Below are 26,524 nucleotides of genomic sequence, written 5' to 3'. Positions count from 1 at the left end.
AGAGAGGATTTTCAAATGAAAATCCTCTCTCGTTCATGCTGCTATTTTTTTATGCGTATGATGTTTACGATAACGTCCGCGTCCACGCATTGCGTATGCAATTTGCGGGATTGCAATCCCGATTAAAATAAGTGATACACCGAACCATTGTGAAGATAGTACAGCCTCTTTTAAAACGAATACTGACATAATTGTTGTAACCGGTAGTTCCGCTGCACCAAGAATAGTCGCTAAGCCAGAACCGATTTTTGGAATTCCGATTGTAAAGGCAATAGATGGAATTACGATACTAAATGTTCCTAATCCTAAACCGTATTTCCAAAGACCTTGAGAAATGGCACCATTAAAAATAAATGTTGGTGGAAATACAATCATGACTAAAGTTAAAGCACCAGTCATTAAGAGAACACCGCGCGGTAATGAAGGTACTTCAACAGCAACTTTTCCGCTCACGAAAATGTATGTTGCGAATGTAACAGCAGATAATAAACCTAAAATGATTCCAGTCGTATCGAAAGCACCTGCTGATTGTTCTAGTAAACCACTGGATAAAAATGTCCCTACAAGTAAGAAAATAACAGAAATAACTTTTTCTCTTGAAGGTAATGTTTTTGTTGCGACTGCTTCAATGATAATTCCGACCCAAACGAATTGGAATAAAAGAATAATTGCAATAGAAGCTGGTACAGTTTTTAATGAAGCATAATAAAAAATTCCGGTAAAACTTGCAGATGTTCCTGCAACGAATAAAAGTAATGCTTGCTTTAAAGGAACGCGATGTCTAGAAAATAGAAGTGTAATAGCAAGCAAAATAATCCAACCGAACAAATATTGGCTGCCAATTACTTCTCCAAGTGAAAATCCTTCTGCATATGCAAGCTTAACAAAAATAGCTAAAATTCCATAACTACACGCTCCTAATAAAACTAAAAGAGAATAACGAAGCATGAAAAATTCCTCCCATCTATATGAAGTTGTTCCGTATCGAAAATATATAACTAGAGGGAAGTATACAAAATTAGAAATAAAGGGTCAAATGAAAGAAAAGTATGACATTTTATAGAATAATAATAAAAGTATGATATTTATGCATAATCTTGAAATTATTAATAGTAGAAGTATTATAAAATCAACTTTGCATTGTATAGAGACAGCATTTGAAAAAAATATTTTTTAAACCAATATGTAAATAGGCGTACTAGTAGCGTGCTAATTATTTGAGAAACTATGTTACCTTTGTTATGTTAATAACAATTAAAGGAGTTTTATAATCCATTTGAGTTTTTTCTATATAATAGAAGGAAATGAAAACGTTTTATTAGAAACTGTGGGGAAGTGTGGTTTTTCTTATTGCCACGTTGTAAAAGTGATTTCACGAATTGTTCATAGTATTTTTATGTGTTTTTGTTACAATATTTAGGGAGAGGAGTGGAATGATGCAAGATATTAGTATTTTTTTAGCGTTTGGCGCCGGGTTCTTATCATTTATTTCCCCATGTTGCTTACCGCTTTATCCGGCATTTTTATCGTACATAACAGGTATGTCGGTTTCTGAATTGAAAGAAGAAAATGCAATGCTTCGCAAAAGAAGTATGATACATACAGCGTTTTTCTTACTTGGATTTTCAATTATATTTATTGCAATTGGATTTGGTACAAGTTTTATTGGAGGAATCTTTACTGACTATAAAGATTTAATCAGACAGTTAGGTGGTATCTTTATCATCGTGTTCGGCTTAATTATTGTCGGGGTGTTTAAGCCGAAATTTTTAATGCAAGACCGTAAATTTACATTTAAAAATCGTCCAAGTGGCTATTTTGGATCAGTACTAATTGGATTAGCCTTTGCAGCAGGATGGACGCCATGTACCGGACCAATTCTAGTGTCCGTAATTGGATTAGCAGCAACAAACCCAGAATCTGCAATGATTTACATGATTGCTTACATACTTGGATTTGCTATCCCGTTTTTCGTACTGTCATTCTTTATTACGAAAATGTCTTGGATTAAAAGAAATAGTATGGCCTTCATGAAAATCGGAGGATATATTATGATTGTTATGGGTGTCTTCTTATACTTTAACTGGATGACGAAAATTATCGTATATTTCTCAAGTTTATTTGGTGGTTTTACCGGTTTTTAGTATTATTCTGCGAAAATGTTGGAAATACTAACGGAAAAGCATATAATGAAAGTATATTTTGCATATAGCCACAAAAAAGGATGAGAAAATATGAACATAGTTGTTTTATCCAGTATCGTTGCTGTTTGTATGGCTGTCGGTGCGATGTTTATTCGTTTAAAAGCAGCTAAGAAACCTGCAACATTGAAAAAAATTATACTTCCACCATTTTTTATGAGTACGGGCGCATTGATGTATGTTTTTCCTGAATTTCGATTAACTCCAGCAGAAATGTTAGAAGCAATTGGTGTCGGTTTGATTTTCTCTATTTTTCTTATTAAAACATCTAAATTTGAAATTAGAGGACAAGAGATTTATTTGAAGCGTTCAAAAGCCTTTGTTTTTATATTAATTGGATTACTTGTAGTGCGGATTGTATTTAAAACATACTTAAGCCAATCTCTTGATTTAGGACAACTTAGTGGCATGTTCTTCTTACTTGCGTTTGCGATGATTGTGTCATGGAGAATTGCAATGTATCGTTCCTTTACGAAATTACAGAAGGAAATGGAAAAAGAAGATGGTTTTTATAATGAAAAAGATATGAAGCTAACTTAAAAACTGTATATGTACCAAATAAAAAGACAGCGTCAAAGGCGCTGTCTTTTTTATCGAAAATAATATGAAGTTACTTTGCGAGTAAAGATTGATAGTTAGAATAATCAATCTTTTTTTCTTGTAGTTTTTTAATTAAAAATTTATGATCACGCTTTGGTGTGGCAATGATATATCCTTTAATAATTAAGTCTTGTGTAATTTGAGAGGCATTTTCTTGTAATGCAAGTTCCCCAATTTTGCCAGCGATTTTTGATTTTGCAACATCGCGAAATAGTTCTGGAACAGGACTTACAAGCTCTTCTAACAATTGTTTTTGTTCGTCAGCCCATAAATGTCTCGTTTTATTTATGTAGTGTTCTTCCCAATCCAAAATGGACATGCCGTCTTCTTTTGGTAATCGTTTTAAAAATTTTCTGAACATAAAGTATCCACCGATAGACATAAGTCCTAATAAAATAACCGTCCATAATACAATGAACCAACTGAACCATCCTTCGAGCAAGCATATCCCCCCTTAATGATTACGGTTTTCTTTTATTCATATTATATACAGTGAGATTAATAGAAAGCAAGAACGCTTGGTCAAAATGACCAAGCGTTATAGTTTAAACGAAGTATAGTTGTTCAACACATAAATTATTATTATCGTCTTCAACATACTCAATAATAAGTGTGCCAACTTTACGATCTTTATCTTCAGTTGTGAAAATAGAGTAAGAAGTAAAACGTGTTTTTGATAGGCCGCTTATATGTGTAGGTAAAGAAATGTAGTCGTTATCGCGGAAGAATTCCATCAGTTCAATATCCTCAAATTCTTTTCGGTCAACTTGTTTGTTTGTATAACGGCGTTGAAGTTGTTTTAAAGATTCATTCCAAGAAATTGCTTTTGTGTCGTATACCATTGTTCTATCTCCTTACTGTATGTAATCATTAAGAACATACGTTCCAATCTAGTATACTCTTTTTATTAGAAAAGGGAAAGCAAAAAATAATGTAAGCTTGGATTTCCAAGCTTACATTATTGATGCGTCCGTCATAATCTCTATTTTTCATTATAAGTTAGATAAGAATAAGAAACAAGATGATATATATAATGTTGAGAGTTTTCAAATTTCTGTATATTATAGGTGTACTAAAGTGTAAGGGAATGAGAGGCATGGCATACGTAATTTCACTGCAAGGGCCGATGGCAAGCGGAAAAACAACATTGGCTAAAAGATTAGAAGAGAGAGGATATTCGGTTATATATGAAAATCCTTATCCAATTGTAGAAAAGCGAAAGCAATTAAATTTGGATGTGAATTCAAAAGAAGGGTTTATCATAAATCAAAAAATGTTTATCGAAGTAAAAATAAAGGAGTTTCAAAATGTGAAAGATTCAGTTGTTATTTTTGATCGTGGACCTGAAGATATTGAATTTTATACACTTTTTTATCCAATGATTATAGGGAAAGAGTGGGATATAGAAACTGGATTGAAAGATGAATTATATAAATTAAGAGAATGTCGTTCAGATGCGATTTTTTATTTAGATGTGACGAAAAAGAATGTATATGATAGAAAAAATAACGATAGGACAAGAAAACGAAGTACATTTGATGAGCAATTTAAATTAGTAGAAACGGAAAAAGATTGGTATAGACAATTTCCTGTAACTTATTTGGACACGAATAGATTAACAGTGGACGAATTAGAGGCATATTTTATGAGATGGTTGAAGGAGAAAGCGTTATGAAAAAAATACTTTTATTCGTATATCCAACATTTGCGGAGTTTGAAATAACGGTAGCTACAGCATTGCTGAAAAAGAAATATGACATCATTACAGTAGGTTTAACTAAGGAATTGGTTATAAGTGAAACTGGGTTGCAAGTGCAGCCGCATATAGAAGTAAGTGAAGTACGTGTAGATGAGTATGAGGGGATACTTATTCCAGGTGGAGAAGAAGTACAGTTAAAAGATGCAAAAACTCTTTTTTCAATCATTCGTCAATTTCATGAACAAGAAAAATTAGTGGCGGCAATTTGCGCTGGACCGTATGCGCTAGCAAAAGCAGGCTTATTTAAGGGGATTTCTTATACTGCGACTATAGATTATCAAAAATTCGATTGTTTTCCAGTAAAAAATTTTGTGTATGAAGAAGTTGTGAAACATTCAAATATTATTACAGCACAGGGGCATGCATTTGTAGCATTTGGAATAGTGATTGCCTCTTATTTTGGAGTGGCAGACGAACATAATACAAATTTTTATTGTGGTAAAGGCAATGTAGTAATGGAGAAACTTTTACGAGAAAACGTGTAAAAGCTAGCAAATGCTAGCTTTTTTCTTTTTTACACCGATAAATTACTAACGTTTTTGGATCGCGCCATATACCGTTATGGAGAGATAATTCCTTGTTGATTTCTTCTGTTAGCCATTCTTTCATCTCGGCTTGAAGATACATATTATCGGGTATATTTAGCGATGGAAACATGCTAGAAATATAGTTTACTATTGGGGTAGCATGATGAAAAACGAGCGCATTATGAATAACTGTTTCTTCAACAGTTGGAAAAACGGATTGTAATATCTCTTTACCGTTTTCTAAACAAAATGGAGTGACTGATGATGTTGTTTTCGGTAAATCAAATGCGTCTAACATGCGGTTACACATTTCAATTATACGAGGTAGTGTAACGTTAGAATTTGTTGTAGCTAAAAGTGAGCCGCCGGGACGAATTACTTTATGTAATCCTTGAATTGTTGTTTCAACGTCTTTCACATGGTATAACATATGTCTTGCAATTATTAGGTCATAACAATTTGTTTCAAAAGGAAGTTTATTAGCATCCCCTCGTTTCCATTCTATTAAGTTATTCGTCTTAGCAGCTTGAGCAAGCATAGCTTCGGATTGATCCAACCCGGTTAATGGGCCTTTATGACCATTTGTTTGTAAAAGGGAAAGGAATTTTCCACTAGCGCACCCAACCTCTAATATGCTTTCTTCCCCTTGAAGTTGTAAATGTTCAATAACGATTTCATCTAAATTCACTTGTTTTTCTTCGTAATGTTTATGCGTATCGATACGTGTTTGTAAATTGTTACTGACGCTATATTGCCGTTTTACATCATTCATTTTTTCACATTCCACCTTCGTGCAAAATTGCTGAATCGCATGTGTTAATACGTCGGTTTTCTTTAAACCTTCATATTGAAGTGCAGATTCAAACCTTTCAAGTAATTTTTCTTCAATTCGAAAATGAATATCTTTTCGCTTCGTCATTGAAATATCGCCCCTTTGCATCTGTTAGTGAGACTATAGCACGTCTGAAAAATTTGTGTAAATCATTTGTGTACACAAATGGAGGAGATGAAAAAAATGTTTGAATGTGAGTTTAAACTATTGACGATTTAACCGTTTTCATATATTCTTAAATTAAGAAATATTCAAATAATTAAAAGAAATGAGAGAGTCACATGCTTCTTCAAGGAACACATCGAATTGGTCGTATGGCCATGTTGTTGGCACTTGCGGATGAGAATGAAAGCCCTGTATTATCTATTCCAAAAGGTTGGAAGTATTGTACGGGGAAAGTGGGTTCGATGAATTCGCAAAAAGTTGTAGCAGCAATGGAAACAGCGGCTAAGAGCAACCAAGTTATTGAAACAGATGTTTACAGAGAAACACATGCACTTTATCATGCAATTATGGAAGCATTGTACGGAGTGACGAGAGGTCAAATTCAGTTAGCAGACGTTCTTCGTACAGTAGGACTTCGATTTGCGATTGTGCGCGGTAGACCATACGACGGAAAAAAAGAAGGCGAATGGGTTGCTGTTGCGCTATATGGAACGATTGGTGCACCTGTAAAAGGATCTGAGCATGAGGCGATTGGTTTAGGAATTAATCACATATGATTTGCCCATAGTCTATTAGTTAGAAGGGGGCCTTACTTTTTTAGGACAGAAGTCTGTCTTAAAAAGATAAGGTCCCCTTTTGCCTTTTTAAGGAGGAAAAAAAGAATGATTACGTTAACAGGACACACATTGACAATTGAAGAAATGAAGAGATTGTTACTTGAAGGGGAAGGTGTAACAGCCTGTCCAACTAGTATGCAAAAGGTGGCGGAGTGCCGCGAAGTTGTTGAGAAAATTGTCGAGGACGGAAAAGTCGTTTATGGTATTACAACTGGATTTGGAAAGTTCAGTGATGTGCTTATTCAAAAAGATGATGTAAAGGCACTTCAACACAATTTAATTCAGTCACATGCATGCGGTATAGGCGATCCATTCCCTGAAGAAGTATCACGCGGTATGTTAATTTTACGAGCGAACACGATGCTTAAAGGAGTATCTGGTGTTAGACCGCTTGTTGTAAATATGCTTCTTGAGTTTGTAAATCGTAAAATTCACCCAGTTGTCCCGCAACAAGGTTCACTTGGTGCAAGTGGAGATTTAGCACCTTTATCTCATCTCGCTCTCGTATTATTAGGCGAAGGTGAAGTGTTCTATAAAGGGAAACGCGTTCATGCAATGGTTGCTCTTACAGAAGAAGGGCTTGAGCCAATTGAACTTGAAGCGAAAGAAGGTCTTGCGTTAATTAATGGTACGCAGGCGATGACAGCACAAGGAGTTCTTTCTTATATAGAGGCAGAAGCAACGGCGTATCAAGCTGAACTAATTGCTTCGATGACAATTGAAGGGTTACAAGGCATTATTGATGCATTTGATGAAAATGTTCATAAAGCACGTGGTTATAAAGAGCAAGTAGATGTAGCAAGCAGAATTCGTGACATTCTTCATGATAGTAAGTTAACAACAAAACAAGGAGAACTACGTGTACAGGATGCCTATTCACTTCGCTGTATCCCGCAAGTACACGGTGCTTCTTGGCAAGTTTTGAATTATGTGAAAGAAAAATTAGAAATTGAAATGAATGCAGCAACGGATAATCCGCTAATCTTTGATGGCGGAGAAAAAGTAATTTCGGGCGGGAATTTCCATGGTCAACCGATTGCGTTTGCGATGGACTTCTTAAAAGTAGGAATGGCGGAACTTGCAAATATTTCGGAGCGTCGTATTGAGCGTTTAGTAAATCCGCAATTAAATGATTTGCCTCCATTTTTAAGTCCAGAACCAGGACTTCAGTCTGGTGCAATGATTATGCAGTATGCAGCAGCATCACTTGTTTCTGAGAATAAAACGTTAGCACATCCAGCGAGTGTAGATTCAATCCCGTCGTCAGCTAACCAAGAAGATCATGTAAGTATGGGAACAATTGCTTCACGCCATGCACATCAAATTATTCAAAATGCAAGACGTGTTCTTTCAATTGAGATGATTTGTGCAATGCAAGCAGCAGAATATCGTGGTATTGAAAACATGAGTACAGTGACGAAGAGCTTCTACCATCAAGGTCGTCAGCAAGTACCTTCTATTACAAATGACCGTATATTCTCAACGGATATTGAAAATATTGCGCATTGGTTAAAAACGAATTATTCGATAAAAGAAAGATTAGATGTAAATGCAGCACTATAAAATGAGAAAAGGGAGAGATTGAAATGGAAAAAGTACAACAAACAATTCGCGCGCCAAGAGGTACAGAGTTACAAACGAAAGGGTGGGTGCAAGAAGCTGCACTTCGTATGTTAATGAACAATTTAGATCCTGAAGTTGCTGAAAAACCAGAAGAATTAGTTGTATATGGCGGAATTGGCCGTGCAGCTCGTAACTGGGAAAGCTACAATGCAATTGTAGATTCATTAAAAACGTTAGAAAGCGATGAAACGTTACTTGTTCAATCAGGAAAACCAGTTGCCATTTTTAAATCACATGAAGATGCACCGCGCGTTCTGTTAGCGAACTCAAACTTAGTACCAAAATGGGCGAATTGGGATCACTTCCGAGAACTAGAGAAAAAAGGACTTATGATGTACGGACAAATGACAGCTGGTAGCTGGATTTACATTGGAACACAAGGGATTCTACAAGGAACATATGAAACATTTGGTGAGGCAGCTCGTCAACATTTCGATGGTTCATTAAAAGGTACATTAACACTTACTGCTGGTTTAGGTGGTATGGGTGGTGCACAACCTCTTGCTGTAACGATGAATGGCGGTGTTGTCATTGCTATTGATGTAGATAAGCGCAGCATCGATCGTCGTATTGAAAAGAGATATTGTGATAAGTATACAGAATCATTAGAAGAAGCATTGGCTATTGCAAACGAGTATAAAGAGAAGAAAGAGCCTATTTCAATTGGATTATTAGGTAATGCAGCAGAAATTTTACCTGAGTTAGTAAATCGTAATATTATCCCTGACTTAGTTACGGACCAAACATCTGCTCATGATCCATTAAACGGTTATATTCCAGTAGGTTATACGTTAGAAGAGGCAGCGAAACTTCGTGAAGAAGACCCAGAACGTTACGTACAATTATCAAAAGAAAGTATGACAAAGCACGTAGAAGCAATGCTTGCGATGCAAGAAAAAGGCGCAATTACATTTGATTATGGAAATAACATTCGCCAAGTTGCTTTCGATGAAGGTTTGAAAAATGCTTTCGATTTCCCAGGATTTGTTCCAGCATTTATTCGTCCATTATTCTGTGAAGGAAAAGGACCATTCCGCTGGGTAGCTCTTTCTGGTGATCCAGAAGATATTTATAAAACAGATGAAGTAATTTTACGAGAATTCGCTGACAATGAGCATTTATGTAACTGGATTCGTATGGCGCGTCAACAAGTGGAGTTCCAAGGGCTTCCATCACGTATTTGTTGGCTAGGTTACGGTGAGCGTGCGAAGTTTGGCCGCATCATTAATGAAATGGTGGCAAATGGTGAATTATCAGCACCGATCGTTATTGGTCGTGACCATTTAGATTGCGGTTCAGTAGCATCTCCAAACCGTGAAACAGAAGCGATGAAAGACGGTAGTGATGCAGTAGCAGACTGGCCAATTTTAAATGCATTAATTAATAGTGTAAACGGTGCGAGTTGGGTATCTGTTCACCATGGTGGCGGCGTTGGTATGGGTTATTCACTTCACGCTGGAATGGTTATTGTTGCAGATGGAACAGAAGCAGCAGCAAAACGTATTGAGCGCGTATTAACTTCTGACCCTGGTATGGGTGTTGTTCGTCACGTTGATGCAGGATATGATTTAGCAGTGGAAACTGCGAAAGAAAAAGGCGTTAACATTCCAATGATGAAATAAGGGGGAGAAAACATGCTGGACACTTTACTAATAAATATCGGTCAATTACTAACAATGGATCAAGAAGATGGCTTGTTAAGGCGGGAAGCGATGAACACGCTTCCTGTTATCGAAAACGGTGTGGTTGGAATTGAAAATGATGTAATTACTTTCGTTGGAACAGCGGAAGAAGCGAAAGGACTTCAGGCGAAAGAAGTTATTGATTGCGGCGGGAAAATGGTTTCTCCTGGTCTTGTTGATCCGCATACTCATCTTGTATTTGGTGGATCTCGCGAAAATGAAATCGCACTAAAATTACAAGGAGTTCCGTACTTAGAAATTTTAGAACAAGGCGGAGGTATTCTTTCAACTGTAAATGCAACGAAACAGGCGTCGAAGGAAGAACTTGTTCAAAAAGCGAAATTCCATTTAGACCGTATGCTATCTTTCGGAGTTACTACTGTAGAAGCGAAGAGCGGTTACGGATTAGATGATGAGACGGAATGGAAACAATTAGAGGCAACAGCACAATTACAAAAAGAGCATCCAATCGATTTAGTTTCCACATTTTTAGGTGCTCATGCAGTTCCGAAAGAATATAAAGGTAGATCGAAAGAATTTTTACAATGGATGTTAGACTTATTGCCAGAAATGAAAGAGAAGCAATTAGCGGAGTTCGTTGATATTTTCTGTGAAACAGGTGTGTTCTCTGTCGAAGAATCAAAAGAGTTTTTATTAAAAGCGAAAGAGCTTGGCTTTGATGTGAAAATTCATGCGGATGAAATAGACCCTCTTGGTGGTGCGGAAGCAGCGGCAGAAATTGGTGCAGCATCAGCGGACCATTTAGTTGGCGCTTCTGATAAAGGGATTGAAATGCTTGCAAACTCGAATACAGTAGCAACATTATTACCAGGAACAACTTTCTATTTAAATAAAGAAAGCTTTGCTCGTGGTCGTAAAATGATTGATGAAGGTGTTGCAGTTGCGTTAGCTACAGACTTTAACCCAGGTAGCTGTCCAACTGAAAATATTCAGCTTATTATGAGCATTGCGATGCTAAAACTGAAAATGACACCAGAAGAAGTGTGGAATGCCGTAACGGTTAACTCATCATATGCCATTAACCGTGGTGATGTAGCTGGGAAAATTAGAGTTGGTCGTAAGGCAGATTTAGTTTTATGGGATGCTTATAATTATGCTTACGTACCGTATCATTACGGCGTAAGTCATGTGAATACAGTATGGAAGAATGGTAATATTGCATATACAAGAGGTGAACAATCGTGGAGCACGGCCACTATTTAAAGAAGAATGCAAAGTTTATTGATCGTGAAGTGACAAAATGGAGTGAGATAATTAAAGATTGGGAGGAAGGCGTAGAAATATTCGGTGCTGCCTTAATTGGAGCACCCCTTTCTAAGCCATCTATTAGTCATTCAGGAGCAAGTTTTGCTCCAAAAACAATTCGTGCGATGTTAGATGCATATAGTACGTACGCAATTACAGAAGAACACGATATGAAAGAAAGTGTCTTATATGATTGCGGCGATATCACGATGCATGTGACGGATATAAAAGAAAGTCATAACCGAATTGCGAAAACAGTTGGTCATGTAACGAAAGTAAATCCGAACATGATACCAATCGTTCTTGGTGGTGACCACTCGATTAGTTTTCCGAGTATAACAGGCTTTACAAACAGTAAAGGAAAGGTCGGGATTATTCAATTTGATGCTCATCATGATTTACGTAATTTAGATGGTGGAGGCCCGTCAAATGGTACACCATTCCGTAGTTTATTAGAAAATGATGTCATTACAGGGAAACAACTTGTTCAAATTGGAATTCGTAATTTTTCTAACGCACGTGCGTACCATGAATATGCAATAGAGCATGGCGTAACAGTGTATACAATGAAAGACGTACGAGAGCGAGAAATAAAAGATATTATCACGGAAAGTATTGAAGTATTAAGAAAACAAGGTGTGACTTCTATTTATATTTCTCTTGATATGGATGTACTAGACCAAGCGTTTGCACCAGGTTGTCCAGCAATTGGGCCTGGTGGAATGGATAGTACGACTTTACTAGATGCGATTGAATTCCTTGGTAAAGAACCGCTCGTTCAAGGAATGGATATAGTAGAGATTGATCCAACTCTTGATTTTAGGGATATGACGAGCCGAGTAGCTGCGCAAGTAATTATGAGTTTTCTTTTAGCGAGGGAAACAATTAGTAAGCGGGTTAGTATATAGACGGAAAAGTAGATCTTTATCTATGCATTATCAAAAACACATTACTACTCAAAAGTAGTGATGTGTTTTTATGTTAAAAGAGAATGAATGTGTATGGAACCGTTAATAAAATTGCGGGTTGTTATAGTGTATTGTGTAAATTTAATTTCTTGCTTCTGAAGTGTTGACTTGTAAAATAATTTTATGATAAAATAAAATTTTTGCTAAAAAACTAAAAGTATGTTAAGCTTGAGAAGGTTACCATATATGGAGGTGGATTATTTGTTTCAAATTGGCGATAACATTGTTTATCCAATGCAGGGAGCAGGTATAATTAAAGCCATAGAAGAGAAGGAAATCTCAGGAGAAAAACAACAGTATTATGTTATAAAAATGTCGGCTAGTAATATGGAACTAATGATTCCAGCAGGGAGAATATCGAATTCGAATATACGACCAGTTACGGATATAACCGCATTAGTACACATAATGGATATTTTTCAACATGGGGAGTCAGATAGATTACTTACGTGGAAACAAAGGTATAAATTGAACACTGATAAAATAAAGACGGGTAAAATGCAAGAAGGTGCTGAAGTTGTGCGTGATTTAATGCGTATACAGAAAGAAAAAGCACTTAATGCAAGCGAAAAGAAGATGTTAGATAACGCATATGAATTTTTGATTAGTGAGCTGGGATTAATTGAAGGTATCACAGAAAATCAGATAAAAAGCTTTTGTTAAGGTTCATTACAAATAATGTATTATATCCCAAAAAAGATCTTGAATTTTTTGGGAACATAATTATAGAAAATTTATCATTTCAAAGACATTCAACTCTTTCACACCACTTTTAGAGCATTACCTCTATTGTTATTACTACAATCAAATCCATTTTTATTTTTTAATTTCATTTATGAATGTTCGAAGTTTAATTGAATACTTCGATAAAATAGTTACTTGATTTTTGCAATCCTGATTCACACTGGCACGGACGAGGAGCCGTAAGGATGAAAGAGAGGTAGGGCTTTCATTGTTTTAGGTATATAAGTTATTATTTTTAGAAGAATACTGAACCATATTCACTTCTATTGATAAGGTATTTTTTATATTAAAGAGATAAATGAATTGACAACCATATATGTTCAACAAAAAAGGTTTCCTTCTAAGGAAACCTTTTTAATATTATTTATAGCATTTTATTTTTTTTATATTCGAATTTTTTATTGTAAAGTCGTAAAAATTGACGTTACTATCTAAAAGTAAGTATGATGCGATTATAGTAAGATTTTTTAGGGGGAAGAAAGATGACAAGTTCAAGTAATAAAGCAGCGAGTATTTATGAAGGAACAAATGTAAACGCTGGGGGATCTTTTGAAAACGTTGAAGAAACAAAGTTGTTTGATCCAATTCAAATTGGAGCTTGGTCTCTTCGTAATCGTATAGCAATGGCACCAATGACAAGATGCTTTGCAGATAATGAGACTGGAGCAGTGGGTGCTGATGTAGTGGAATACTATAGAAAGCGTGCTGCTGACGGAGTTGGATTAATTATTACAGAAGGAATTGTCATTAGTCCAAGAGCGAAAGGGAATCCAGGAGTACCAGGAATTTATACACAAGAACAAATCGATTCTTGGAAACCTGTTACAGAGGCAGTACATAAAGAAGGCGGGACGATTATTGCTCAAATATGGCATGTTGGGCGTATGAGTCATCATGAAATAATTGGTGGCCAAATGCCGCAAGCACCATCTGCTATCGCTGCAGAGGGAAATGTTCCACGTTTTCGTAAACCGTTTGATACGCCAGAAGCAATGACGTTAGAAGAAATACAAGAAGTGATTGGTCAATACGCACAAGCTGCGAAAAATGCAATCGAAGCTGGATTTGATGGAATAGAAATTCACGGTGCACACGGATATTTAATTGATCAATTTACGTATGACTCTGCGAATAAGCGAACAGATAAATATGGCGGTAATTTAAAACAAAGGTTAACGTTTATGAAAGAAGTAACGGCTGCTGTAATAGAAGCTGTTGGAGCTAATAAAACACTTCTTCGCTTCTCTGCTTTCAAAGGTGATAATCCTACTTATATGTGGGAAAATCCTGAGCTTGCAATTGAAACGTTCGTAAATATGTTCAAAGAAGTTGGATTAACGATGATCCATCCTTCAACGATGAATTATACGCAAGAAATTGCTGACGGAAAGAATTTTCATCAACTAGTAAGAAAATATTGGGATGGTACAATTGTTGGGGTTGGTAATTTAAATCCGAAAGAGGCCGAAGAAGCGTTGCAAGAAGGAACGATTGATGTAGTGGCATTCGGCAGACCGTTAATTGCTAATCCAGACTTTGTTCATCGAATTAAACATGCTGAAAGTTTAGTTGAATATGACGCGAAAGAGCATCTTGTTACGTTAGTATGAATAAAGATAAAAGGAGAACACATCGAGTGTTCTCCTTTTATTATGGGATTTTATAGGGGGAAGCGGGATGAGTGAAACGCTACTCGTTATTATTAGTATATTACTATTTTTAATGTTGCTTTTAATCGTCTTTTTTATCATTACATTTTTTATAAAAAAACGAACACATCATTCTATTTTAAAGTTACATCCATACTTAGGAAGAATGCGCTACTTACTGGAAAAGATAGGGCCTGAATTTCGACAATATTGGTTTGATCATGATACGGATGGAAAGCCTTTCTCACGTTATGATTTTCAAAGTGTTATGTTTTTAGCGAAATATCGCTCTGAAATACTTGGTTTTGGATCAAAACGAGATTTTGAAGCTTCTGGCTATTATATTGCTAATACATTATTTCCGATATTGACTGAGGAATTAAGTGTGAATCTCACGCAAGAGCGAGAAGGTAAAAAGTACGTGATTCATAAAGAAGGGTTATTTTCAAGAAGAGAAAAATTGACAGCGGATACAACGAATCTTTGGCTGTACGAAGAAGATGATGCAATTATAGTCGGTGAGAACCGTAAATATCCGTGGAAGCTACATGGTATGTTTGGTGCATCTGCGACTTCTTACGGCGCGATTGGAGAAAATTATATTTTAGCGAGTGGTTTTGGAGCAAAAATGGCAGGCGGATCGTGGATTAATACTGGTGAAGGTGGCGTTATTCCAGAACATTTACATACAGGAGCAAATATCCTTGCGCAAATTGGTCCAGGGTTATTTGGATACCGCGATGAGGACGGTAATTTTTCAATGGGAAAATTCAGGGAGAAAGCAAAAGAAAGTAATATTAGAGCATTCGAATTGAAATTTGGGCAAGGTGCTAAAATACGTGGTGGTCATCTAGAGGGACAAAAAGTAAATGAGAAAATTGCTTCTGTTCGCAACGTCAGAAAGGGAGAGACGATTAATTCACCGAATCGATTTTCATTTTTAAAGAATGCAACGGATACACTTTGTTTTATTCAACAGTTGCAAGAAAGCGGCGGTAAACCAGTTGGAATGAAAATTGTAATTGGTCAGCAGGAGCCTTTGGAAGATTTATTTAAAACGATGAAAGAGTTAAATATCTATCCAGATTTCATTACAATTGATGGTTCAGAAGGTGGATCAGGAGCGACGTATAAATCGATGGCAGATAGTATGGGAATGCCGCTTATTCCAGCGTTACTGACATGTATTGATACAGCGAATCATTATGGTGTTCGGGACAAATTCAAAGTGTTTGCATCGGGGAAATTAATCACACCAGATAAAGTGGCGATTGCTTTAGCGATTGGAGCGGATGCTGTAAGTTCAGCCCGCGGATTTATGATGGCAAGCGGCTGTATTATGGCCCTTCAATGTAATTCTGGCCAATGTCCATCTGGTGTAGCCACGACGAATCCGCATTATCAAAAAGCGTTAGATCCGTATGAGAAGAAGTGGCGAGTCATGAATTATATTATTAGTATGAGATATAGTTTATTTTCATTAGCAGCGGCAGCGGGAGTGAAGAGCCCGCGCCATTTAACTAGAGAGCATATTGTGTTTAAAGACGAGATGGGGAGAGTAGTTCCTCTTTCGGAATTGTTTCCTATAGTAAATCAAATCTAAAAGTATATTTGATATGTAAGATTTTTCAGAGGAATAATCATATTGTTTGGAAAAATTAGGAGTATAATAGGGAAGTGTTTTTAAAAATGACTATTTTTAGGGAGAGATTTACTTGCAGCAAGGTTCGTACAGTATTACAATTTTTTTACTCGTCATAGGGCTCGTTATATTTAGACGCATGCGTTCTATGAATCGACCAATTAAAAATAAAGGAAGACGATTACTATTGCCATTATTCTTCTTATTACCAGGTTTTTCTTTATATGCTGCACCGATACAACTTGTTGGTTGGCAAATTGGTATAGCTGCTGGGATCGGTCTGTTATTGTCAATTCCACTTATTATTTTAAGTGGGTATGAAGTTAGAGAAGATGGCCAAATTTATGCGAAAAAAAGTATCGCTTTTATTGCTACATTTTTAGTTATCGTTCTTTTACGTGCTTATTTTAGAAGACATTTACAAGGTTTAGATCCAAAGTCAATTGGCATTCTTTTCTACACTCTTGCGGTTTGTTATATAGTACCCTGGCGTATTGGATGCTATATGAAATTTCGTAAAGTATATGTAGAGAAAGAGAAAATTGAGATGTCAATAAGCTAAAAGTCATACATTTGTATGGCTTTTTCTTTTAAAATTTATCGGGTAAACGAATGAAAATAAGGTGTGAAAAAAATATCGTTTAATTTTCTGAATATTTTTACTTGAATTTCTTGAAAAATCATTGTAATCCACTGGGATAAAGGCGTTTATAAAGGTTTTCACATGTAATGAAAAGTGCTCGTTCACTTGAAAGAACAAAAAATGTTTGTTAAGGTAGGGAACCATAAGCGAATACAAGAAAATAGAAAAAGTCATTTTTCGAAATTTTGAATGGCTTATGGGCTAAGGGAGAGATTTGGTGAAGATTGAAATTATGGTTTCGCTTGCTATTTATATGGCAGGTATGTTGTATATCGGATATTGGTCTTATAAGAAGACATCCGATTTATCAGATTATATGTTAGGCGGAAGAGGACTCGGTCCAGCAGTTACAGCTTTATCAGCTGGTGCTTCTGACATGAGTGGTTGGATGCTAATGGGATTACCTGGTGCGATGTATGCAACAGGATTATCAAGTGTATGGATTGCGATAGGTTTATTAATAGGTGCTTATGCAAACTATTTAATCATTGCCCCGCGTTTACGAACGTATACAGAAGTGGCAAATGATTCAATTACGATTCCAGACTTTTTAGAAAATCGATTTAAAGATCGTACGAAAATACTTCGTTTTGTCTCCGCTATCGTCATTTTAGTATTTTTCACATTTTATGCGTCGGCTGGTTTAGTTTCAGGTGGACGTTTGTTTGAAAATTCTTTTAACCTTGATTATAAAATTGGTTTATTTGTAACAGTGGGTGTCGTTGTTGCGTATACACTATTTGGTGGTTTTCTAGCCGTAAGTTGGACGGACTTTGTGCAAGGGTGTATTATGTTTATTGCGCTTGTACTAGTGCCAATTGTTGCTTTTACGGATGTCGGTGGTGTAACAGAAACATTCAATACGATTAAGCAAGTTGATGCATCACATTTAGATATGTTTAAAGGGACTACAATACTTGGTATTATTTCATTTTTAGCATGGGGTCTTGGGTATTTTGGTCAACCACATATTATTGTCCGCTTTATGGCAATTACCTCTATTAAAGATTTAAAAACTTCTCGTAGAATCGGTATCGGTTGGATGACGATTTCAATTATAGGTGCAATGCTTACTGGTCTAATTGGTATCGCTTATTATGCTAAAAATAATGCGACATTACAAGACCCAGAAATGGTCTTTGTAACATTCTCAAATATTTTATTCCATCCATACATTACAGGATTTTTATTATCAGCTATTTTGGCTTCGATTATGAGTAGTATTTCCTCACAATTACTTGTTATTTCAAGTGCAGTAACGGAAGACTTTTATAAAACGTTTTTCCGTCGTAACGCAAGTGACAGAGAACTTGTATTTATCGGTAGATTATCAGTATTAGTAGTAGCTATGATCGCAGTTGTTTTAGCGTATCATCCAAGTGATACAATTTTAACACTTGTAGGTTATGCCTGGGCTGGATTTGGTTCAGCATTCGGACCAGCTATTTTATTAAGTTTATATTGGAAAAGGACGAATAAGTGGGGCGTTCTTGCAGGTATGATTGTTGGTGCAGTAGTTGTTATAGCATGGGTACAAATTCCAAGTTTAAAAGCGACTATGTATGAAATGGTACCTGGATTCTTCTGTAGTTTATTAACTGTTATCGTTGTAAGTTTATTAACGAAAGAACCCGTTAAGGCAGTTCATCGTGAATTTAATGAGATGGAAGCAGTGCTGGAAGAGGAAACGAAATAATTAGCGAAGAGAGTAGACGAAACTGGCGTTTACTCTCTTTTTATTTAAAATGAAAATACGGAATTCGTTGACAACTAAAAGTAAGTAACTTATAATAAATTTGAGTTCAAGATAATTTATGTTACGAATACAGATTTTAAATAGAGTAAATATTTTTTGAGAATTATCTCGAATTTGAGATGATTTTGATAAAGTAGACATTCAAGTGTGATATTATAATTAATATCTCGAATTCGAGATAAGATTATAATGACGGATTTTACTTTTCAGTATGGACAAAATGAATAATGAATTTTAATGAATAAAAGTTTTTAAAATGAAATAAAAAGGGGCGGAGAAAATGACAAAGAAAACGATGGGAATTCACCACATTACAGCAATCGTAGGACATCCACAAGAAAATGTAGATTTTTATGCTGGTGTATTGGGGTTACGTTTAGTGAAACAAACAGTGAATTTTGATGATCCAGGTACGTACCATCTTTATTTTGGAAATGAAGGAGGAAAGCCTGGAACAATTATTACGTTTTTCCCATGGGCAGGTGCTCGTCAAGGTATTATTGGAGATGGTCAAGTAGGAATTACGTCTTACGTTGTACCAAAAGGTGCAATGGAGTTTTGGGAAAATAGATTAGAAAAATTCGATGTTTCGTATACAAAAATGACTCGTTTTGGAGAACAGTATTTAGAATTTGATGATCCGCATGGTTTGCATATAGAATTAGTTGAAAGAGAAGAAGGCGAATTAAATAATTGGAGTTTTGGAGAAGTTACACCAGAAGTAGCAATTAAAGGGTTTGGAGGTGCTGTTCTTTTATCTGCACAGCCTCAAAAAACAGCTGAATTGTTAGAACATATTATGGGTCTTGAGAAAATTGGAGAAGAGGGTGAATTTGTTCGATTCCGTTCTTCTGCTGACATTGGAAATATTATTGATTTGAAATTATCAACAATCGGTCGTGGCCAAATGGGCGTTGGCACAGTTCATCATATTGCTTGGAGAGCGAGTGACGATGCAGATCAGCTAGACTGGAAAGAGCATATGACTCGTTTTGGATATCACGTAACTCCTGTACAAGACCGAAATTATTTTAACGCGATTTATTTTAGAGAACATGGTGAAATCTTATTTGAAATTGCAACAGATCCTCCTGGTTTCGCTCATGATGAATCGTTAGAGACGATGGGTGAGGAATTAAAGTTACCGGAACAATATGAACAACATAGAAAACAGATTGAACAAACGCTTTTACCATTTGAAGTGAGAAATTTAGATTAAAGTGATTGAAGGGGGAAAAGGATTATGATGAAACATGTTTTTCAAAAAGGAAAAGATACGTCAAAACCAGTGTTGTTATTACTTCATGGCACAGGTGGTAATGAATTAGATTTACTATCACTTGCAGAAATAGTTGATCCGGAAGCGCCGGTATTAAGCGTTAGGGGAAATGTGTTAGAGAATGGGATGCCGCGTTTCTTCCGCCGATTAGCAGAAGGCATTTTTGATGAAGAGGATTTAATTTTCCGTACGAAGGAATTAAATGAATTTTTAGATGAAGCGGCTAAAGAATATAAATTCGATAGAAATAACATTGTAGCTATCGGTTATTCGAATGGGGCAAATATCGCAGCAAGCTTATTATTCCATTACGAAAATGCATTGAAAGGTGCTGTGCTTCATCACCCAATGGTACCAAGAAGAGGAATGCAATTAGCAAATTTAGCAGGGAAATCTGTGTTTATTGCTGCTGGGACAAATGACCCAATTTGTTCATCAGCAGAGTCCGAGGAATTGAAGGTACTATTAGAAAATGCAAACGCGAATGTAACAATACATTGGGAAAATCGAGGGCATCAATTAACGATGGGTGAAGTAGAAAAAGCAAAAGAGTGGTATGACAAAGCATTTTAAAAAAGAAGCATCTGCTAACGATTAGCAGATGCTTCTTTTTTATTTAAGACTGGATTGCAAGATGAGATGAAGAAAGTGGTAGCTCAATATCAACAATCGTACCTTTATTTAATTCGCTTGAAATGTGTAATTTACCATGATGTTCTTCAATTATTTTGTAACACATCATTAATCCTAGTCCTGTGCCTTTTTCTTTTAAACTATAAAAAGGTTCGCCTAGACGGGAGATACGATCTTCTGGAATGCCACAACCTTCATCGATAATTCGTATTAAGATGAAATTATCCTCTAATGGTTTTGTTTGAATGAAAATATTTCCGCCATTTGGCATCGCTTCTATCGCATTTTTTAATATGTTTATAAAAACTTGTTTTAATTGGTTACCGTCACATTGAATATCATATACGTAATCAAAATGATCCATGATGATATGAACGCTATGCATAATTGCAGTCGGTAAAATAAATGTAACTACCTCTTCAATTAAAGTTTGTATGTTACAAGTTTGGATAGATAATACTTGTGGCTTAGACATCGCCATAAATTGACTCGTGATGGATTCCATTTGTGAAATCTCACTTAACATAACATCGATATACCATTTTTGCTCCTCATTTATTTCAGGGAGGAGCAACGTTAGAAAACCTTTTAGAGAAGTGAGTGGATTTCGAATTTCATGGGCAATTCCAGCTGTCAGTTGTCCGACTACTGCGAGCTTCTCAGATTTTCGTAATAACTTTTCAGTTTCTTTTAGCTCAGTAACATCTCTCCCCATCACGATAAGACCTTTGCGAGAACCGTCAGGATGATAAAGCGGGACTTTTGATATACTTAAGATTAGATCGAAATCATCTCTATGTATAATAAATTCCTCGCCATGAAGAATTTGTCTTTGTTGCCATGCTAGTTCATCAATTTCTTCACAATGTAAAAAAGCTTCTCGGTATGCTTCATTATATTGAATGAGTTCGCTATCTTTTTTCCCATGGTAAGGTACATGATGGAAATTGAAGCAAGAAAGTGCGTAGTCATTTGCCTCAAGCCAGCGCCCTTCATGATCTTTAAATATAACAAAGGCAGGCATGGAGTTTACTAATGTACGTAATCTCTTCTCACTTTCTTTTAGCATATTCTCAATTCTTTCTGATTTTTCAAGCGGCTTCATAATAGCATATACGCCAGTAAGACGATTTTGAACAAAAATAGGAACTAGTTTTGTCACAACATCTAATAAGAATCCATTTTTATGATAAATAGATAAGATATACTCTTGTTGATTATCCGCTTCAGTATTCTTTATATTTTGTAATACTTGCTCAGAAATATGGGCTTCTAAAATAGAGGTAATATTTTTCTGTTCTAATTCTAAAGAAGTGTAACCTAATATTCTTTCGGCAGAAGGATTTATATGTAGAATAACTCCTTCTAAATTTAATGAAATAATACTATCAGGATTGTGTTCGAACAGAGATGCGTACATTTCTGTTAATGAACGATCTTGTATATGGTTTCGCAAACGTCTAGAAATGTTCGGATGACGTTTTTTTTGAGTTGGTGAATATTTTTTACGACTCATAATAGTTCCTCCGTACAAATAGCATCTAAAAAGATTTGTCTATTCATAACTATAATATAGATGTAATGTGTATTTCTATAAAAAATGGAAGTTATAGAATAAATTTTGTTTTTTTTATTTTTTGCAAGGTGAATGCAGGATGTTAATAAGGGGAGCTTATATTGTTTTATAAACCTCTTGTAAGTTACAGACGGCTGTTTTCCGTATAACATTAGGGTAGAGGAGGGGGAGAGAAAATGAAAAATTATATTCAAGGGATTAATCACGTGCAAGTAGCTGCACCTGTAGGGTGTGAAGAAGAGGCGCGTGATTTTTATGGGAATACGATTGGTATGGAAGAAATTCCAAAGCCAGAAAAGTTGAAAAAACGAGGTGGATGTTGGTTTAAATGCGGAAATCAAGAAATCCATATTGGTGTGGAGCGGAACTTTACACCAGCTAAAAAGGCTCATCCAGCTTTTTATGTGAATGAAATTAATGAATTTAAGCAAACACTTATAGAGCAAGGTGTTAAAGTGATTGATGATTATGCACGGCCAGATGTAATTCGATTTTACGTGTCAGATCCATTTGGAAACCGAATTGAATTTATGCAAAATAAAGACTAGGTGGATTCCCACCTAGTCTTTAACTTCTTCTGAAAAGTCCTAATACTTCTACAGTTTCTGTAATATTAACGAATGCATTCGGGTCGATTTCAGAAATTGTTAGTTTCATACTTGCTAATTCTTCACGAGAAACGACGGTCATAAGTACACGCTTTTTCTCGCTTGAATAAGCACCTTCGCCATCAAGTAACGTTATTCCACGTACAACAGTTGAAAGAAGTTGTTTTTTCATTTTTTCTGCTTCATTTGTTACAATCATAAGTGTAACTTTACGATGTTTTGTATGAACAGCATCAATTACTTTACCAGTTACATAAATTGAAAGTAAGCTTGTAAGTGCAACATCCCAGGTGAAGAAGAATCCTGCGATTATTACAACGACTGCATTTAAAATAATAAGGAATCCGCCAAGTTTAATGTCTCGCTTGCGGGATAAAAGCATACCGATAATATCAAATCCACCAGTGGATCCATTACAGTTAAAAACAAGACCAATACCAGCTCCGGCGATGACACCTCCGAAGATAGAAGATAACAATGGATCTGTTGCTACGACTTTTACTGGAACGTAGTATAATGCAACAGATAATACAACTACAGAGACAACTGTGTTAAAAATTACTTTTTTTCCAAGACCTATGTACCCTAAAATAAGGATAGGTAAGTTTAATACAAAGTTAATAATGCCTGTGTTTACAGGGGTTACAATTCCTAAAATAATAGCAATTCCGCCAATTCCACTACTTAAAATTTTGTGGGGGATAAGGAAAAGATTAAAGGCAACCGCAATAATAATAGAACCGATAATAACACCAAGGAATCTGACCATTTCTTTCCCGTCCTTCACTGAAAAATTCATATTATTTCAAGATTATATATGATATTGAAAGTTTTGGGTAAAAACAGTTTATTTCGGTAAATTAGATTAATCAAAAGAATTTGAGTATTTTATTATTTGAAAGGGGATACAGTTGTGAAGATAAAAACATATCAACAGAAAAGCCCGTTGAAGCAAGAATGTGAGGATTCTTATTTTTGTAATAAAGAAAAAAAGATTTATGGTGTATGTGACGGTGCAACACCACTTGTCCCGTTTGGTGATGAAAATGGACATAATGGAGCATACATCGCTTCGCATTTATTTGCAAGTTATTTTACTTCATTACGAGAGAATCATAGGTTACGATTTGCAGTTGCAAAAGCAAATGAAGCATTGCAAAGCAAAATGTTGGAATATAAAGTAGATACGAGAAAGAAAGATCATTTGTGGTGTACATGTATTGCGGCAGTTCAAATAGATGGTGAGAAAATTGAATATGCGCAGCTTGGGGACTGTATGATTGTCGCAACTTTTCAAAATGGAACGATGCAAGTATTAACGAAAGACACAGTTAAAGGAATTAGTAACCGAGCAAAAAGGAAGAGGGAAGAAGATCGTAAGAAAGGTTTATCTGTCCCGGAGGAACATGTTTTTCAAGATGTTCGAGAACAGTTAAAGTACAATCGTTATCTTGCAAATATGCCAAATGGTTATTCAGTTGCAAATGGAATGAAAGAAGCGATACATTATTTACAACATGGTGAATTACATATAGATGAAGTGAGTGGAATTTTTATTTGTTCAGACGGGTTATTTCACCCAGATTGGCCACTCGAACAAACAGTTGCATATATAAGAAAGAATAGTATAAACGAATATGTAGCAATCATTGAAGAGCTGGAAGGGGAAAAGAGAATAAGACCAGATGATAAAACGATTATTATGATTGATTTTTAAGAGGAGGCAGTTCAAATGGAAATTAAACGTGTCAATCTAACATTTCAAGATGAATTAGTTCCTTTAGAAAAAGTAAACAAACTGATTATTCACCATACAGCTGAAGATGGATGGGACGTGTATAAAACGCATGAATTTCATCAAACTGTAAAAGGGTGGAGTGGGATTGGTTACAACTATTTTATCGAAGAGGACGGAACTGTAGTGGAAGGACGAGGTTTACATATTGGAGCGCATGCGAAAGATCATAACCGCCATACAATTGGAATATGTATGACGGGAAATTTTGATAAATACGATCCAACTCCTGCACAAGTGAATGCATTATATTCTTTATGTAAAATATTTATGAAGAAATTTGCTATAAAGAAAGAGAATATACTCGGTCATAGGGAGTTAGAAGGAGTTACAAAAAGCTGTCCTGGTAATCGTTTTTCTATGGTAGAGTTAAGGAAGATATTATCTTAAATATAGAGGAGTAACAACGATGATGAATATAAAAATACCAAATGATAAAAAAGAAGAGCTTGTAGCACAAATTCAGCAATTTTTCATGGAAGAAGATTTAGATGAAATTGGACGTTTCCAAGCAGAGCGTTTAATAGAAGAGATGATTAAATTAGTTGGACCATTTGCATACAATCAAGCAATTGGAGATGCAAGAAAGCTTGTAAGTGAGAAATTAACGAATATTGAAGAAGATTTATACGTGTTAGAGAAGAATGAAGGAAAATAAAAAAGAGCCGATGGGCTCTTTTTTATTTTTCTTTCTTATGTTCTTTATATTCATGTACTTTTTCTTTCACATTACCAACTGTATCTTTAGCAGTGCCTTTCACCTTATCCCATTTTCCTTCAGCTTGTAATTTCTTATTGTCAGTTACTTTCCCAACAACTTCTTTTACTTCACCCTTTACCTTATCAATAGCACCTTCTACTTTTTCTTTTAAACCATGATCATGTTTAGTCATACATTTCTCCTCCTTGTAGTTTGATTAGAATTCTCTTTTCATAGTGCAAGTTGAATGATGTATCTAGTAATAGCGTAACAAATATAGTTTGAATATTCAAATGATTAATGGGATAGAAAAGAAAGTGTCATAAAATGTATAAAATTGTAATGAGAAGAGAAAGAATGTAAATTACATGTCTTTTGCAGTCCATATTGATTTCGTATAAGCAATTTTCATATGGGCACGTTCCATATTATTTTGACTGCTGCTACCGAACTTTGCTTGTCCAACTACTAAGTTACAGTTGGATTCAATAGCCGTCTCTATTCGTTTTTGAATTAATGCAGTATGACAGCCTTTACGCTGAAATTCTGGCAAAGTAGCAGAAGCAGCTAATGATGCAATCCCATTATTTATATACAGGACACCAATACCCGCAGGAGTGTTTTGAACTTCGGCTATGAAAAAATGCCAGCCAGGTTTATTGTAGAGAATTTCGTTATTTTGATGGACGCCATCTTTTGTAAAGGATGGCATGTTAAATCCGCGTACGTATATGTCTGCAAAAATATGAAATTCATTTTCTTTTAGTTCGCGTACTGAAATGTTAGAAGGAAGAAGGGAAGGGTCTTCTCTCGGTATACTATATAAAGCGGTATGGAAGCTGGATTGGTAAAATCCTCTTTGAGATAAGTATTGAAATAATTTGGCTGTACCTTGAGCGGGTGTAATTTCAAAACGACAAGGGATTTGTAGCGATTGATAATAAGAGACGATTTCATCTATCTCATCTGTATTTGTAAATGTAATACCTTTTACCGTATTAAAAGCTGGACCAGCAATTATTTTTGATGAAAAGGCAGTGGCACTCCCGAACTTTTTCATTTGTACTTGCATTGGATTTTCAGCTAATGCTTGTAATGCTTTTAGTCTAGAAGAGAGCATATGTATTTCTGCGTTTTCAATTTCTGTGGCTATATCGAGTGTTATAACAGTAGTCATAAAATTCCTCCATTAATAAATATATTTCATGGTATATATACGATTTTTGTTTTGAGATTCCTGTTGAAATGTGAGAGAATAA

General features: G+C 35.6%; 29 protein-coding genes. 21 read left to right on the top strand and 8 right to left on the bottom strand.

Annotated elements, in window-relative coordinates:
• Positions 1–33 precede the first annotated feature (33 nt).
• Entirely contained in the window at positions 34–948 is a 915-nt protein-coding gene (locus NZ044_RS18020; RefSeq protein WP_000947042.1) for an EamA family transporter, read from the bottom strand.
• Positions 949–1,270: 322 nt separating this feature from the next.
• On the opposite strand from NZ044_RS18020, the gene NZ044_RS18015 reads away from it, so the two are divergent.
• The 3 genes from NZ044_RS18015 (at position 1,271) to NZ044_RS18005 (ending at position 2,741) form a co-directional block, all read left to right on the top strand.
• Positions 1,271–1,420: a peptidase T gene (locus NZ044_RS18015; protein ID WP_074790237.1), complete on the top strand. Its 150-nt coding sequence runs from the start codon at positions 1,271–1,273 to the stop codon at positions 1,418–1,420.
• Positions 1,421–1,436: 16 nt separating this feature from the next.
• Positions 1,437–2,144, top strand: coding sequence for a cytochrome c-type biogenesis protein CcdA (ccdA, locus tag NZ044_RS18010; protein ID WP_001152674.1), 708 nt, complete (start codon positions 1,437–1,439; stop codon positions 2,142–2,144).
• Positions 2,145–2,234: 90 nt separating this feature from the next.
• The gene (locus NZ044_RS18005; RefSeq protein WP_001028640.1) at positions 2,235–2,741 is read left to right on the top strand and encodes a CcdC family protein; all 507 of its coding nucleotides are present in this window, start codon (positions 2,235–2,237) and stop codon (positions 2,739–2,741) included.
• A 70-nt stretch (positions 2,742–2,811) separates the two neighbouring features.
• Here the strand turns inward: NZ044_RS18005 and NZ044_RS18000 are convergent, their stop codons facing one another.
• Positions 2,812–3,243, bottom strand: a complete 432-nt coding sequence (locus NZ044_RS18000) for a DUF2621 domain-containing protein (RefSeq protein WP_000889371.1) — start codon at positions 3,241–3,243, stop codon at positions 2,812–2,814.
• A 103-nt stretch (positions 3,244–3,346) separates the two neighbouring features.
• Entirely contained in the window at positions 3,347–3,643 is a 297-nt protein-coding gene (locus tag NZ044_RS17995) for a hypothetical protein (protein WP_000262400.1), read from the bottom strand.
• Between the two features lie 254 nt (positions 3,644–3,897).
• Here NZ044_RS17995 and NZ044_RS17990 point away from each other — a divergent pair, with 254 nt between their 5' ends.
• Together NZ044_RS17990 and NZ044_RS17985 are read left to right on the top strand one after the other, a co-directional pair.
• Entirely contained in the window at positions 3,898–4,476 is a 579-nt protein-coding gene (locus NZ044_RS17990) for an AAA family ATPase (protein ID WP_000332115.1), read from the top strand.
• Positions 4,473–5,045 (top strand): DJ-1/PfpI family protein, encoded by a 573-nt coding sequence (locus NZ044_RS17985; RefSeq protein ID WP_000722190.1) that lies wholly within the window; start codon positions 4,473–4,475, stop codon positions 5,043–5,045. The genes NZ044_RS17990 and NZ044_RS17985 overlap by 4 nt, the downstream gene beginning before the upstream one ends.
• 13 nt (positions 5,046–5,058) lie before the next feature.
• Here the strand turns inward: NZ044_RS17985 and NZ044_RS17980 are convergent, their stop codons facing one another.
• Positions 5,059–6,006, bottom strand: coding sequence for a class I SAM-dependent methyltransferase (locus tag NZ044_RS17980; RefSeq protein WP_016098818.1), 948 nt, complete (start codon positions 6,004–6,006; stop codon positions 5,059–5,061).
• A 194-nt stretch (positions 6,007–6,200) separates the two neighbouring features.
• Between NZ044_RS17980 and hutP the strand changes: the two genes are divergently transcribed.
• The 12 genes from hutP (at position 6,201) to NZ044_RS17920 (ending at position 20,526) form a co-directional block, all read left to right on the top strand.
• Positions 6,201–6,641 carry a hut operon transcriptional regulator HutP gene (gene hutP, locus NZ044_RS17975; RefSeq protein ID WP_000926515.1) on the top strand — a complete coding sequence of 147 codons (441 nt, stop codon included), beginning with the start codon at positions 6,201–6,203 and terminating at the stop codon, positions 6,639–6,641.
• Between the two features lie 105 nt (positions 6,642–6,746).
• Positions 6,747–8,264 (top strand): histidine ammonia-lyase, encoded by a 1,518-nt coding sequence (hutH, locus tag NZ044_RS17970; RefSeq protein WP_000631844.1) that lies wholly within the window; start codon positions 6,747–6,749, stop codon positions 8,262–8,264.
• 23 nt (positions 8,265–8,287) lie between these two features.
• The gene (hutU, locus tag NZ044_RS17965; RefSeq protein WP_000416938.1) at positions 8,288–9,946 is read left to right on the top strand and encodes a urocanate hydratase; all 1,659 of its coding nucleotides are present in this window, start codon (positions 8,288–8,290) and stop codon (positions 9,944–9,946) included.
• A gap of 12 nt (positions 9,947–9,958) precedes the next feature.
• Positions 9,959–11,230: an imidazolonepropionase gene (hutI, locus tag NZ044_RS17960; RefSeq protein WP_000887549.1), complete on the top strand. Its 1,272-nt coding sequence runs from the start codon at positions 9,959–9,961 to the stop codon at positions 11,228–11,230.
• Positions 11,209–12,180: a formimidoylglutamase gene (hutG, locus tag NZ044_RS17955; RefSeq protein WP_000399815.1), complete on the top strand. Its 972-nt coding sequence runs from the start codon at positions 11,209–11,211 to the stop codon at positions 12,178–12,180. Before hutI ends, hutG begins: the two co-directional genes overlap by 22 nt.
• A gap of 261 nt (positions 12,181–12,441) precedes the next feature.
• Complete coding sequence (locus tag NZ044_RS17950; protein WP_170264802.1) at positions 12,442–12,903, top strand: CarD family transcriptional regulator; 462 nt, start codon at positions 12,442–12,444, stop codon at positions 12,901–12,903.
• Positions 12,904–13,466: 563 nt separating this feature from the next.
• Positions 13,467–14,594 carry an alkene reductase gene (locus NZ044_RS17945; protein ID WP_000204594.1) on the top strand — a complete coding sequence of 376 codons (1,128 nt, stop codon included), beginning with the start codon at positions 13,467–13,469 and terminating at the stop codon, positions 14,592–14,594.
• A 67-nt stretch (positions 14,595–14,661) separates the two neighbouring features.
• A complete protein-coding gene (locus NZ044_RS17940) occupies positions 14,662–16,236 on the top strand; it encodes an FMN-binding glutamate synthase family protein (RefSeq protein WP_000005159.1) in 1,575 nt (524 codons plus the stop codon).
• A gap of 112 nt (positions 16,237–16,348) precedes the next feature.
• Positions 16,349–16,837: a cytochrome c biogenesis protein CcdC gene (locus NZ044_RS17935; RefSeq protein WP_001183916.1), complete on the top strand. Its 489-nt coding sequence runs from the start codon at positions 16,349–16,351 to the stop codon at positions 16,835–16,837.
• A gap of 298 nt (positions 16,838–17,135) precedes the next feature.
• Complete coding sequence (putP, locus tag NZ044_RS17930; protein WP_000687593.1) at positions 17,136–18,614, top strand: sodium/proline symporter PutP; 1,479 nt, start codon at positions 17,136–17,138, stop codon at positions 18,612–18,614.
• A 340-nt stretch (positions 18,615–18,954) separates the two neighbouring features.
• On the top strand, positions 18,955–19,893 hold the full coding sequence (locus NZ044_RS17925) for a ring-cleaving dioxygenase (protein ID WP_000163260.1): 939 nt from the start codon (positions 18,955–18,957) through the stop codon (positions 19,891–19,893).
• Positions 19,894–19,917: 24 nt separating this feature from the next.
• On the top strand, positions 19,918–20,526 hold the full coding sequence (locus NZ044_RS17920) for an alpha/beta hydrolase (protein WP_097890515.1): 609 nt from the start codon (positions 19,918–19,920) through the stop codon (positions 20,524–20,526).
• A 43-nt stretch (positions 20,527–20,569) separates the two neighbouring features.
• Here the strand turns inward: NZ044_RS17920 and NZ044_RS17915 are convergent, their stop codons facing one another.
• Positions 20,570–22,102 (bottom strand): BA3702 family sensor histidine kinase, encoded by a 1,533-nt coding sequence (locus NZ044_RS17915; RefSeq protein WP_000087650.1) that lies wholly within the window; start codon positions 22,100–22,102, stop codon positions 20,570–20,572.
• A 236-nt stretch (positions 22,103–22,338) separates the two neighbouring features.
• On the opposite strand from NZ044_RS17915, the gene NZ044_RS17910 reads away from it, so the two are divergent.
• Positions 22,339–22,710, top strand: coding sequence for a VOC family protein (locus NZ044_RS17910; RefSeq protein WP_000800779.1), 372 nt, complete (start codon positions 22,339–22,341; stop codon positions 22,708–22,710).
• Positions 22,711–22,729: 19 nt separating this feature from the next.
• On the opposite strand, the gene NZ044_RS17905 is transcribed toward NZ044_RS17910, so the two are convergent.
• Complete coding sequence (locus tag NZ044_RS17905; protein ID WP_000251344.1) at positions 22,730–23,539, bottom strand: YitT family protein; 810 nt, start codon at positions 23,537–23,539, stop codon at positions 22,730–22,732.
• 126 nt (positions 23,540–23,665) lie between these two features.
• On the opposite strand from NZ044_RS17905, the gene NZ044_RS17900 reads away from it, so the two are divergent.
• Genes NZ044_RS17900 through NZ044_RS17890 form a run of 3 tightly spaced genes read left to right on the top strand, consistent with a single transcriptional unit; the run spans position 23,666 to position 25,223 of the window.
• The gene (locus NZ044_RS17900) at positions 23,666–24,487 is read left to right on the top strand and encodes a protein phosphatase 2C domain-containing protein (protein WP_002162635.1); all 822 of its coding nucleotides are present in this window, start codon (positions 23,666–23,668) and stop codon (positions 24,485–24,487) included.
• A 15-nt stretch (positions 24,488–24,502) separates the two neighbouring features.
• Positions 24,503–24,955, top strand: coding sequence for a peptidoglycan recognition protein family protein (locus tag NZ044_RS17895; RefSeq protein WP_000403997.1), 453 nt, complete (start codon positions 24,503–24,505; stop codon positions 24,953–24,955).
• Positions 24,956–24,974: 19 nt separating this feature from the next.
• Positions 24,975–25,223 (top strand): DUF2164 domain-containing protein, encoded by a 249-nt coding sequence (locus tag NZ044_RS17890; protein WP_000981064.1) that lies wholly within the window; start codon positions 24,975–24,977, stop codon positions 25,221–25,223.
• Between the two features lie 22 nt (positions 25,224–25,245).
• Here the strand turns inward: NZ044_RS17890 and NZ044_RS17885 are convergent, their stop codons facing one another.
• Positions 25,246–25,458 (bottom strand): CsbD family protein, encoded by a 213-nt coding sequence (locus NZ044_RS17885; protein ID WP_000160410.1) that lies wholly within the window; start codon positions 25,456–25,458, stop codon positions 25,246–25,248.
• A 171-nt stretch (positions 25,459–25,629) separates the two neighbouring features.
• The gene (locus tag NZ044_RS17880) at positions 25,630–26,442 is read right to left on the bottom strand and encodes a GNAT family N-acetyltransferase (RefSeq protein WP_000214258.1); all 813 of its coding nucleotides are present in this window, start codon (positions 26,440–26,442) and stop codon (positions 25,630–25,632) included.
• Positions 26,443–26,524 lie beyond the last annotated feature (82 nt).

The sequence above is a fragment of the Bacillus sp. FSL K6-1338 genome, assembly GCF_038006965.1.
Taxonomy (GTDB): domain Bacteria; phylum Bacillota; class Bacilli; order Bacillales; family Bacillaceae_G; genus Bacillus_A; species Bacillus_A thuringiensis_S.
Note: the sequence above shows the minus strand (reverse complement) of the source record. Positions and strands in the feature narration are given on the sequence as shown.